Source organism: Paenibacillus antibioticophila, assembly GCF_000455265.1.
Classification (GTDB): Bacteria; Bacillota; Bacilli; order Paenibacillales; family Paenibacillaceae; genus Fontibacillus; species Fontibacillus antibioticophila.
Genome location: NZ_HG005139.1, coordinates 846,673 through 857,328, shown reverse-complemented (window position 1 = coordinate 857,328; position 10,656 = coordinate 846,673). Strand labels below are relative to the sequence as shown.

The 10,656-nt window shown below is 48.4% G+C and carries 12 protein-coding genes, 1 pseudogene and 1 other annotated feature; of the genes and pseudogenes, 4 read left to right on the top strand and 9 right to left on the bottom strand.

Annotation, left to right across the window (positions count from 1 at the left end):
* The 3 genes from tyrS to TX85_RS03775 form a co-directional block, all read right to left on the bottom strand.
* A partial coding sequence (gene tyrS / locus TX85_RS27255; RefSeq protein WP_044477792.1) for a tyrosine--tRNA ligase occupies positions 1 to 751 on the bottom strand: 751 nt, incomplete at its 3' end.
* A gap of 53 nt (positions 752 to 804) precedes the next feature.
* Positions 805 to 1,033, bottom strand: a binding site (T-box leader).
* A gap of 233 nt (positions 1,034 to 1,266) precedes the next feature.
* A complete protein-coding gene (locus TX85_RS03780) occupies positions 1,267 to 2,229 on the bottom strand; it encodes a DUF4097 family beta strand repeat-containing protein (RefSeq protein ID WP_044477791.1) in 963 nt (320 codons plus the stop codon).
* Positions 2,230 to 2,443: 214 nt separating this feature from the next.
* The gene (locus tag TX85_RS03775) at positions 2,444 to 3,073 is read right to left on the bottom strand and encodes an O-methyltransferase (RefSeq protein ID WP_044479777.1); all 630 of its coding nucleotides are present in this window, start codon (positions 3,071 to 3,073) and stop codon (positions 2,444 to 2,446) included.
* A gap of 129 nt (positions 3,074 to 3,202) precedes the next feature.
* Between TX85_RS03775 and TX85_RS03770 the strand changes: the two genes are divergently transcribed.
* The 3 genes from TX85_RS03770 (at position 3,203) to TX85_RS03760 (ending at position 7,111) form a co-directional block, all read left to right on the top strand.
* On the top strand, positions 3,203 to 4,348 hold the full coding sequence (locus TX85_RS03770) for a THUMP domain-containing class I SAM-dependent RNA methyltransferase (RefSeq protein WP_044477790.1): 1,146 nt from the start codon (positions 3,203 to 3,205) through the stop codon (positions 4,346 to 4,348).
* Between the two features lie 390 nt (positions 4,349 to 4,738).
* Positions 4,739 to 6,712, top strand: coding sequence for an LTA synthase family protein (locus TX85_RS03765; protein WP_049894778.1), 1,974 nt, complete (start codon positions 4,739 to 4,741; stop codon positions 6,710 to 6,712).
* A 30-nt stretch (positions 6,713 to 6,742) separates the two neighbouring features.
* Positions 6,743 to 7,111, top strand: a complete 369-nt coding sequence (locus TX85_RS03760; RefSeq protein ID WP_044477788.1) for a hypothetical protein — start codon at positions 6,743 to 6,745, stop codon at positions 7,109 to 7,111.
* On the opposite strand, the gene TX85_RS03755 is transcribed toward TX85_RS03760, so the two are convergent.
* From TX85_RS03755 to TX85_RS03735, 5 genes are all read right to left on the bottom strand, one after another.
* Positions 7,108 to 7,344 carry a hypothetical protein gene (locus tag TX85_RS03755; protein ID WP_044477787.1) on the bottom strand — a complete coding sequence of 79 codons (237 nt, stop codon included), beginning with the start codon at positions 7,342 to 7,344 and terminating at the stop codon, positions 7,108 to 7,110. The two genes, TX85_RS03760 and TX85_RS03755, sit on opposite strands and share 4 nt — an antisense overlap.
* 79 nt (positions 7,345 to 7,423) lie before the next feature.
* Positions 7,424 to 7,657 (bottom strand): DUF1450 domain-containing protein, encoded by a 234-nt coding sequence (locus TX85_RS03750; protein WP_044477786.1) that lies wholly within the window; start codon positions 7,655 to 7,657, stop codon positions 7,424 to 7,426.
* A gap of 54 nt (positions 7,658 to 7,711) precedes the next feature.
* Positions 7,712 to 8,014 (bottom strand): HesB/IscA family protein, encoded by a 303-nt coding sequence (locus TX85_RS03745; RefSeq protein ID WP_044477785.1) that lies wholly within the window; start codon positions 8,012 to 8,014, stop codon positions 7,712 to 7,714.
* A 107-nt stretch (positions 8,015 to 8,121) separates the two neighbouring features.
* Positions 8,122 to 8,385 carry a YkvA family protein gene (locus TX85_RS03740; RefSeq protein ID WP_044477784.1) on the bottom strand — a complete coding sequence of 88 codons (264 nt, stop codon included), beginning with the start codon at positions 8,383 to 8,385 and terminating at the stop codon, positions 8,122 to 8,124.
* Positions 8,386 to 8,496: 111 nt separating this feature from the next.
* Positions 8,497 to 9,336, bottom strand: a complete 840-nt coding sequence (locus tag TX85_RS03735; RefSeq protein WP_044477783.1) for a LysR family transcriptional regulator — start codon at positions 9,334 to 9,336, stop codon at positions 8,497 to 8,499.
* A gap of 122 nt (positions 9,337 to 9,458) precedes the next feature.
* On the opposite strand from TX85_RS03735, the gene TX85_RS03730 reads away from it, so the two are divergent.
* Complete coding sequence (locus TX85_RS03730) at positions 9,459 to 10,202, top strand: SDR family NAD(P)-dependent oxidoreductase (RefSeq protein WP_044477782.1); 744 nt, start codon at positions 9,459 to 9,461, stop codon at positions 10,200 to 10,202.
* 148 nt (positions 10,203 to 10,350) lie between these two features.
* Here TX85_RS03730 and TX85_RS03725 read toward each other — a convergent pair.
* Positions 10,351 to 10,656, bottom strand: a pseudogene (locus tag TX85_RS03725) (M14 family metallopeptidase); the annotation flags it as partial.

Sequence of the window (10,656 nt, the reverse complement as noted above, 5' to 3'; positions counted from 1 at the left end):
ATTCATATGGTGTCGTCTTCTCCGGATCGAGCCAGATTGCACCGCCAGCCGTCTTGCCGAACTTTGTGCCGTCCGCTTTTAGCATTAACGGAATCGTCAGGCCAAATGCCTTGGCTTCAGAGCCTTCCTTTTTACGGATCAGATCCAAACCACTAGTGATGTTGCCCCATTGGTCGGAGCCGCCGATTTGCAGCTGCACATCCTCATGCCGAAACAGATGCAGGAAGTCCATTGATTGTAAAATTTGATAAGCAAATTCGGTGAAGGAAATTCCGCTTTCGAGACGATTGGCAACAATATCCTTGGCCAGCATCGTGTTGATGCTGAAGTTCTTCCCGTAATCACGCAGGAAGTCCAGCACATTCAATTGATGCGTCCAATCATAGTTGTTCACCATGCGCAGTTTAGTGTCCCCGTCTGTCAGGAACAGCTTTTTCATTTGCGCAGTCAGAGCGTCCACGTTCGCCTGTACTTGCTCCATCGTCTGCAAGGACCGCTCGGATTGACGTCCGCTCGGATCACCGATCGTTCCTGTTGCGCCGCCGATCAAGATAACCGGTCTATGACCTGCCAATTGGAATCTTTTCAGCATCATAAAAGGGATCAAATGCCCGATATGCATGCTGTCTCCGGTTGGGTCAACCCCACAGTACAAAGAGATCGATTTCTCCTCCACCAGCTTGCGAAGACCTTCCTCATCCGTCTGCTGATTAATCGCCTCGCGCCATGCCAATTCATCAATAATGTTCACTGTATTCAGCCCCCTATAGATAAATAAAAATCGCCCCTTAGTCCATTACAGACTACAGGGACGATTGAAATCACCGTGTTACCACCCAAATTGTATGATGATATTATTCGCCGGCTCATCATACCACTCTCAGCTTGATTATCGTAAGCTAACCCGCTTGGCATTACCCAAGATACTCCGGAGTGTAATTCGCAAAGGATCAGTGTGCTGCCAGGTTCCATCAACCCCTGGCTTTCTGGAAAGCAGTGACTGCCTGCTACTTCGCTCTTTCAACGTATATCGATATAAGATTACTGTGAAGTATAGTGAATTCTTTTTCAATTGTCAAATGGAATTCTTGCTGCCTTGTTGTTCTTCTGTGATAATGTCACCCTATAGTGGAATACGGCGATTATGGCGAGCCTGAACCGATGGAGTCCCCGGACGGAGACGAGGATGACGAATAGCGGATGCCAAAAGGCCGGATGAACGAAGCATAATGTCTATTATGCTTGTTCACCCGGCACGATGAGGAGTTACTTCAATGTGAAGTTACCGGAGCCCGTCTCGACCTGAAGCTTGATTTCTCCGGAGCCGAAGGCGCCTTCGATGTCGTCCTCATCCCGGGTATCCTCGTAACGGAAGCCCTCTTTCTCGACACGGCCGACTCCCGAACCGCCTCTGTACGAGACGGCAAGCGATTCTGGCGTGCGGTCCAGATCTATGGTGACGTTGCCGCTGCTTGTGGTGAGCGTGGTGTGGCGAATGAGATCCTGCGTATCCAGATCGATATTGCCGGAGCTGGACTTGCCGTCCAACTCGGCGACGCCGTCATTGAATTTGACGTTGCCGTTGCCGACGTCGAACTTGATCGTGTAGGCCTCGTAGCCGTCGACGCGAATGTTGCCTTTTGATGTCTTCAGCACGAAGTGTTCGCCGCTGATGTCTTCGATCTTCACGTTGCCGCTGGATACTTCGGTGTCCAACTCCGTGACGGACATCTTTTCAATGGTGACATCACCGGAGCCTGCTTCCAGATTAACGGTGTCCCAAGCCATATCGGACAGGGCAATATTGCCGTTGCCGACATCGACGTTCAGTTGGCTCCATTGTTTATCGGGAATTTCGACGGTCATTGTAATTTTGGTCCGGTTGATGCCGATACGAAATCCGGTATTGTTGACGACTTCCACATGGAGCCGGTCGCCCCGGGATTCCGTCTGCAGTTTGATGTCGTCGGCGTATTCTTTGGTTGCCTGACCTTCTACATTGATTCGAACCTGTTCTCCGGACCCTTTAACCAGTTTCACGTTGGTGCTTCCCGATTTAATGTCGATATTGCTTAGCGAAGAAGCGTCGACGGCGCGTTCGATATGAACGTCCTGTCCTTCCCATGCCGCTATGCGTTCCATCGGGGATTTGTCGCCGAGAAAAACGTATGTCAGTGCGGCCACGCCTACTATCACCAATAGCGTACCCAAAATGGTTCTTCCTTTCATAATTGCGTCCTCTTTTCCGTTCGCGATGAACCGTAATTGTTGTACCCATTGTAGCAAGCATATGCATTGGAAAAAACAGCCTCCGGATGTATCGGGCAGCCCGACTTAAGTCTAGGATGAACCCGGACTGCGAACGGCATCATTTTGATATTTAAATTTAAAAATCAAGTTGCGCTTGGGCGATATTTATAGATTAAAGTGAAGTATGCCCCTTCTACTTCACGATTGCCAGCGCCAAACCGTCATAAGCCGGAAGCATGGTGCTGAGCAGACGCGCATCTGTAGCAATCATTTCATTGAACTTACGGACAGCTTGCACCGAGGGACCGTTCTTCTCCGGGTTGATTGTCCGGCCGCGCAGCAAGGTATTGTCGCCTGCAATGATCGCTCCTTGATCCGCCAATGTAATGGCATATTCCAGATAGGATGGGTAATTCTCCTTATCGGCATCAATCAGGAACATGTCAAAACGCGCTCCCTCACGCTCAAGCTGCCTCAGGCTTTCCAGCGCAGGCCCGATTCGGTACTCTACACGGTCTCCATATCCGGCATTTTTCAAGTTACGGGCTGCGAGCGCAGCGTTTTCTTCCTTCAGCTCCAGCGACACAAGCTTGCCGTCTTCCTTCATCCCTCTCGCCAGGCAAATTCCACTGTAACCGCCTAATGCGCCAATCTCCAGAATACGGGACGAGCCGGAGAGCTTAGCGAGCATTGTAAGCAGCCTGCCGTACCCCGGCGCAATCGACACATCCCGGATGCCGCTCTCCAGGATAGAGGCTGTAACCTGCTCCAATATGGGATCTTCCTTATAAATTTGTTCACTGTATTGTTCAGGGGTCAACAACCCGCTGTTTTCATGATCTTCCAAGGGTAATCCTCCATTTTCGGTTTGTATCTTCCCGGACATTGTCCTATACTGAATTGTATGGCTTTTTCCAAGGAACGACAAGTAGATCACGGAGTTGATAGATAGATGAAGGAAAAATTACAGTTGATCGCCACGGCGCCAATGGGGCTGGAAGCGGTTGTCGCACGCGAGCTGAAGGATTTAGGATATCAGGATACGGTCACTGAAAATGGACGGGTTACGTTTAGCGGAACCTTGGCTGACATTTGCCGCTGTAATCTCTGGCTGCGCACCTCTGATCGGGTTCTGATCAAAATGGGCGAGTTCAAGGCTACAACCTTTGACGAGCTGTTCGAAGGGACCAAAGCATTGCCTTGGCACGACTGGATTCCCGTACACGGTGAATTCCCGGTCGAAGGCCGCTCCCACAAATCACAGCTTAGCAGCGTGCCGGCTTGCCAGGGGATTGTCAAAAAGGCAATCGTAGAGAAGATGAAGGAGAAATATCATACAGAATGGTTTCAGGAAAACGGACCGCGCTATGTTATCGAGGTGAACCTGTTAAATGATGTGGCTCTGTTGACGCTGGACACGACTGGACCGGCCCTGCATAAGCGGGGATACCGGAAGCTCGTTACCGAGGCTCCGCTCAAGGAAACGATGGCTGCCGCGCTCATCCTGCTCAGCCGCTGGAACCAGAATCCTGCGCGCCCGTTCTACGATCCTTGCTGCGGATCAGGGACACTGCCTATCGAGGCTGCGATGATCGCCTGGAACATTGCTCCCGGCCTGCGCCGCACCTTTAATTCAGAAGCCTGGCCGATCCTTCCGGAAGAGCTCTGGCAGGAAGCCAGGGATGAAGCGATCGATTCGGTCCGGGATGATATCCCGCTCCAAATTGCCGGAAGCGACATCGATCCCAAGGCGATTGAAGTGGCGGAGGCTGCGGCCAAGAGCGCCGGACTGGCCAAGGAAATTTCTTTTCAGACTCTGCCTGTTACGAGAGTCCGGCTGGAGGGTGAATACGGCTGTATCATCACCAATCCGCCTTACGGAGAACGTCTTAGCGAAGAGAAGGAAGTTCGGAAGCTGATCGGTCAACTCGGCCGCCTGTACGTGGAGCTGCCGACCTGGTCCTTCTTCGCCATTACGCCAACCAAGCAATTTGAACATGATTTTCAGCGTAAAGCGGACAAGCGCCGTAAGCTATTTAACGGCCGGATTGAATGCCAATATCTGCAATTTCTCGGACCCCTACCTCCGCGGCATTAATGCCAAGGCGGAGGGGTTCTTCGCCGCTAATAGACTGGTTGAGGTATTGAAGCCATATGCGGCTTTTTCGTTTAAAAATACTGTGTCCGGCAAAGTGCGTCATCAGGTTTATACGATTTTTCGTACAAAAATGATCTATTCTGCGGAACTTTTGAGTTTTTGTACGATTTTCCGTACAGAAAGTGTATGCCCGGGGAGCCAGCCGGTTTAGTTATATGTTTTTTCGTATAAAAGAGCTCTTTAGGTTGATTTCTTGGGACTTTTATACGAAAAACCGCACAAAGAGCTTAAGTCTCCTGCTAGTCGGGGCAGTCGGGGCTTTAAAATAACGATCCATTTAAGCATGACTTTTGTTTTATTACTTTTGTTTTATGACTGGAGGTGGGCATTTTGCTGGAATTTATCGTGTTCATTTTGTCCTTATTCTACAAGCTCACCGTTCTGCACGGTAATCTTCATGCGCGCTATATCGATATGAATTTGCTGGACGACGTCATTGCCATCGGCTCCGTGATGCTCGTCTCCTTCTGGACCCTGTGGCTGCCGCGCCGGGGGCGGATAATAGCTCTAATCGTTCTTGATGTGCTGCTGAGCCTGCTGATCTTTGCCGATCTGGTCTACTATCGTTATTTCGGCGATTTCATTACGGTGCCTGTGCTGCTTCAGGCGGGACAAGTGGGCGAGCTCGGCGGCAGCATTCGGGAGCTGCTCCGTCTCTCGGATCTTCGCTTGGCTGCTGATTTTCTGCTCGTATTTGTTGTCTGGGCAGGTATGAAACGGTTTAAAAGCAGCCGCAAGCACCGCTACAGCAATTATGAAGCAACACCAGCATTGCGAAATACAGAGACAAGCGGGACGGCAATCCGCATGTCCGGCACTGGGCGGCGCCGCACTCCTCGCTCTCGGCTGCTATCCGGTATCATCGCTTTTGTACTCGGATTCGTCTTGACGGTCGGACCGATTACCTTTTACGCGAAAACCTGGGCTGTCGGATTGTTCGAAGGTGCCTGGTGGAACCTGTCTCTGTACAATGTGACCGGGCTGCTAGGCTTTCATTATTACGATGTCTCCCGCTATGTGAAGGAAAACGTGCTCGGCAAGCCAAAGCCTTCCCCTGAGCAGCTGGACGAGATGAAGCAGTGGTTCGCAGAGGCGGCCCAAGCAAGGAAGGGAAACAACGAGATGTTTGGGGCCTATGAAGGCAGTAATGTGATCGTCGTTCAAGTCGAGGCCTTCATGAATTTCATGATTGGCAAAGAAATCAATGGCGTGGAGATCACGCCAAACTTTAACAAGCTGATGGAGGACAGCCTCTATTATCCTAATTACTATCATCAAACCGGACAAGGACGAACCTCGGATGCGGACTTCTCCTCCCATGTATCGCTGCATCCGCTTCCCTCAGGCTCTGTGTTCACCCGTTTTTCCAATCATGCCTTCGACTCGCTCCCGCAAATCCTCGTTGGGCAAGGCTATGACACGGCCGCATTCCATGCCTATGAGGGAAGCTTCTGGAATCGGACGCGGATGTATGAGGCGATGGGATACAATCATTTTTATACCAAAAAGGATTATACTCTCGATGAATCGGTCGGTTGGTCTCTCGGCGATAAATCCTTTTTCAAGCAGTCGCTGGAGCTCATGGATGACGAGCAGCAGCCGTTCTATAGCTTTCTGATCACCTTATCAAGCCATCATCCTTATACACTGCCGGCCTCTGCCAAGGATTTTGACTCCGGTGAGTTTAGCGGGACCATTTTCGGCTCCTATCTGGAATCGATCCATTATGCGGACGCAGCGTTGGGACAATTGGTAGAAGGACTGAAAGCCCGGGGCCTGTGGGAAAATACAATTCTCTATGTCTACGGAGATCACGATAATTCGCTGACCGACAGGTCTGATTACGAGCAATTTTTCGGCAAGCCGCTCACGGAGCTGGATATGCATCAAATCCTGAATCAGGTGCCTCTTCTGATTCATCTTCCTGATGAGGCGCTCACCGGCATCGACAAACGTGCATCAGGACAGCTTGATATGGCGCCCTCCCTGCTCCATTTGCTCGGCATCGACTCTTCGTCTTATCCGATGATGGGGAACAATCTGTTTACCGATTCCGTGGATGCCTCGCCGCTTGTCGTGTTGCGTTCCGGCACTTTTACGGACGGGAAGCTGTACTATATTCCATCACCGGACCATCAATATGACAATGGGAGCTGTTACGAACTTTCAACCAGAAGCAAGACTGATATCGAGGCGTGCCGGCTTCCTCATGAGGAAGCGCAGAAGCGTCTTCTCATGTCCGACAAGGTGGTCGAGCTGGACCTGATTCCGTTGCTGAGGAATGAAGCTGACTCCCCGGATTAAACGTGCAAAATATTTTCTAAAGTTCTATTCATGATTCTTTTAATTGCTGTCGTAGCAGGGTGTGGAAACCAAAATGATCCTGAGGAGGTAACGTCGAGCACTAGCCATAGCCTGGCGGAAGAAACCCTTCTAAGGGATCCATCAGCAGATTTTTTTATTTTTAATGATCGAGTATATGTACGAAATGAGGAGCTCACTAACCGGCAGGACAAATTAGGAGAAGCTTTAGGGGAGATTGAGAGTAATTATATCGCCGAAAAAGAGTTTAAGAATTTAATGTCTACCAAACTTCCAATTGGTACAAAGATTTATAGGATCGAAGGCGAAGTTTCATTGGATCGGGTTCTCGTTAAGCAGGATAACATGTTCGCTATTTACGTTGCTCTTGTAGAAGGCTAAATAAGCAAGAAAGGCACTTTCGCGCCAAGTAGAATGTCCATCTTGTTCAGCAGCAACGGGCGATGGAGCAAGCCGTAACGCACTTGATGGAGCATTTTAATGAAACGGTACCGCTGGAGACCTTGTCCAAAATCGCCTGCCTCAGCTTGTTCCACTTCTCCCGTGTCTTCAAGCAGAATTTCAAAAAAAAGACGGCCCCGAATATCATTCGGAGTCCGTCTGCTTTCCGACAACTGTCCAACTCGACAGCTCCGGCAATTATATGCTGCAGTCTGCAGGCTAGTAACGGGATAACCGTCTTCTTCCTTCAGCCTACTGTTTAGGCTTCTTCACAAAAGGCGCTGCCTTCTCGATCACTTCATCCTCAGTCGGCGCGCTGACATAGCGGCCATTAATATATACAAACGCTCTCTTGCCGCAAGGGCCGCAATACGATTTGCAGCCTACTTGAATCTCGGCATCAGGAGCCATCCTCTGAAGCTTGGGTACCATTGTCTTTAAGCGGATATGATTGCATTTGTCACAGATCCGTATATCGTTAGCCATACTATTCCCTTCTTTATTCGGAGCTAAGCTGCCATACCCGTGCAGGGTGTGGCATTAGTGGTCACCGTGATTCCCTTTGGAAGGATTCGTAATGACGAAGCCCTCTTCCGGAAAATACAAATAATCAATCTTGACGCCATCAAGCAACGGATCATTCCCATCCAGAATAACGTCAATCTCCTTATCGGTAGGAATCACGGTGTCGCCTTCCTCCGGCTTCACCAGATCCATCCCGTAGTGGGCATGATCGCCATGTGCATGTGTAATAACAACCTTCAGAGCCAAGCCCTGATTCTCTTCCTTCTCCAGTTCCTTCTTTATGACTTTCGCCGCATTGCGGGTAATTTTCACCTTCATCAAAATCACTCCATTTCTCAATATGACATCAATATTCCTATTGTAAAGAAACATTCGCGCCCGCGCAAGACCGGGCTGATTATTACTACACTTTTGAACAACCTCTGCTAGGGATTGATGTCGATTCGTTGAACCCCGTCCCGATCCTTCTGCTCTGCCCGACCGACAAACCAGTTCATTAGCAGCATCGTTACGGCAATATCATCAATCGGTATGAAGGGCAGGACGTCCGGCAGAATCCAGTACAGAATGGCAGGTATGCCAAGAAGCAGCTTGTCCAGCAAGGGAACCCTCGGTGAACGAAGCAGCCCTGGCAGCTTGCGGAAAACATGTGCCCAGTGGCGCAAAGACCAAATTCTCGACCATTTCATGGCGATCCCCCCTTGTATTAGTATAATGCCCTAAAGGGCAGTGTCCATAAGTAAGCAAATGTCGCAAATAAAAATAATGAGATAGACAGCCAACAGACTAGAAATGCATATTTAAAAATCAGAGCGGTTTTGAATAATATCTATAAATGAGTTCACGGTGGGATTATTTACATTTTTAGATGTTACAAGCTGGATATTCAGTCTGCCAATATCCTTTGCTGAATATGTTTGAATGCCACCCGCTTCTGGTAACACGCTTTGGGGTAAGAGAGAAATCCCCATACCTAACGATACAGCTTTGATAATGCCCTCAACTGTATCGTATTGAATGATATTAGGCCGTTGGGTAGTGTTTCTTATTACCCAAGTTTCAAGCAAATTGCGATTGGGACAGCCGCAGATATTTGTTATCACAAGAGGCTGATACGGAATATCACTAAATTCCATGTTTTGTGGAGTGATAAACATAAGTTCTTCCTGGAATAAAAATACAGATTTCAACTTTGGGTGATTAAATTCTGTATTTACAAAAGCACAATCTAAATTACCGTCTGCCACGGACTGTATTAGAATGATTTGTGTATCGGTGGAAACAGATAAATTCACTTGCGGATATTGTTTTTTAAATACAGAGAGCCATAGAGGCAATCTGTGTGCGGCGAGTGTTTGCGTTGCACCAATTCGTAGCGTCGGCAAATTTTTCGCAAAGCTATTTTTAGCATTATCCAGTAAGTTGATAACTTGGTCTGCGTAGGATAATAACTGTTTTCCATCGTCTGTCAGGGAAACCCCTTTACTATGACGAATAAACAATTGTGTTCCTAATTCTTCTTCCAGATTATGAATATGGGCTGTTATATTCGATAGAACATATCCCATTTTTTCTGCGGCTCTTGAAACGGATTTTTCATAAGCTGCTTCTCTAAAAATACGTAATTCTAAGCTCTCCATTTGGGTTCCTCTCATCATTCATTCAGATAGGTTGTATCATTACTAACTATTATAAATTATTTTATTCAAAAGGTATTATAAAGCTATAAACATATGGAAATATGGAAAGGAAGTTTAAATTCGTGGATATTCAAGACAAAGTTATTATAGTAACAGGTGGCGGTACTGGTATCGGGAAAGCCACCTGCAAGAAGCTTGCTGAGAAAGGCGCCAAAATTGTATTGAATTATAACCATTCAAAGCAAGATGCGATTGATACAGCAAATGAACTTAAAATTATTGGTGCTGAAGTTCTGCTTCTTCAAGCAAACGTAGCCCAAGACAATGAGGTTTGTGAAATGGTGGAAAAGGCGTTATCCCATTTTGGAAATATTCACTTTCTAATTAACAATGCAAGTATAACCAAACAAATTGAATTGTCAGATTTAGAAGCAATAACAGATGATATATGGAGCAATCTACTGGACGTGAATTTAAAAGGGATGTTTTATTGTGCACGTGCAGTTGCTCCTATCATGAAAGAAAACAAAGTAGGTTCCATTTTAAATATGGGAAGTATTGCTGGAATTACCGGTTCCGGTTCTTCTCTTCCATATGCCGTATCAAAGGCGGCTGTTCATGGCTTGACGAAATCGTTGGCACATGCGCTTGCTCCAGAAATACGTGTTAATTGCGTGGCTCCCGCCGCAGTATCTACCCGCTGGTGGACAGGAGAAGAAGAAAAAATGAAAAAATTGAGCGGACATCTTCCGTTGCAACGAATATCAACCCCCGAAGATATTGCTGATTTAATCTGTGCTATACTCACACAAGATTCTATGACTGGGCAAATCATCAGTCCGAATAATGGCATGGTCATTGCATAAATAATTGGAGGGTCATTTATGCGCCAATACAGGGAGGGGCCGTTGCTTTGTTCATTTATGATGATCGCTTTTCCGGGGCAGATTTTGAAAGGCTGAGCTTCGCACGTACCGTGTATGCAGGAAGTTACAAAAAAGCGGGGGCGCGGCATCATCGCGGCCCCCGGATAAATTCAGCCAGCACTGGAGCAAGGCCCCGGTAGATCTCATCATACTGCTCCGGCGGCAGCGGGTTCACGCCTTCGCCGGCCTCGACCGTGTAGCCGGGCCGGCGAAATTCATGGATGAACCAGTCCTTGTATCCGGCATCACTCCCGGTCAGCTTGACGGACTGGTAGCCATCCCCGGCCGCGGCCATCCTCGCGGCCAGCGGCTCTGACTCCCGCGGCTCGCAGTCGCGGTAGTTCCAGTAAATCTCCTTGCCCTGCGTGTGCAAGGAGAGCACCCGGCTGAAGCC

What these genes read in the sequence shown, in the direction of transcription:
- TX85_RS03780 (WP_044477791.1), bottom strand. Translation starts at nt 2,229, where the DNA reads ATGAAAGGAAGAACCATTTTGGGTACGCTATTGGTGATAGTAGGCGTG.
- TX85_RS03770 (WP_044477790.1), top strand. Translation starts at nt 3,203, where the DNA reads ATGAAGGAAAAATTACAGTTGATCGCCACGGCGCCAATGGGGCTGGAA.
- TX85_RS03760 (WP_044477788.1), top strand. Translation starts at nt 6,743, where the DNA reads ATGATTCTTTTAATTGCTGTCGTAGCAGGGTGTGGAAACCAAAATGAT.
- TX85_RS03750 (WP_044477786.1), bottom strand. Translation starts at nt 7,657, where the DNA reads ATGGCTAACGATATACGGATCTGTGACAAATGCAATCATATCCGCTTA.
- TX85_RS03745 (WP_044477785.1), bottom strand. Translation starts at nt 8,014, where the DNA reads ATGAAGGTGAAAATTACCCGCAATGCGGCGAAAGTCATAAAGAAGGAA.
- TX85_RS03740 (WP_044477784.1), bottom strand. Translation starts at nt 8,385, where the DNA reads ATGAAATGGTCGAGAATTTGGTCTTTGCGCCACTGGGCACATGTTTTC.
- TX85_RS03735 (WP_044477783.1), bottom strand. Translation starts at nt 9,336, where the DNA reads ATGGAGAGCTTAGAATTACGTATTTTTAGAGAAGCAGCTTATGAAAAA.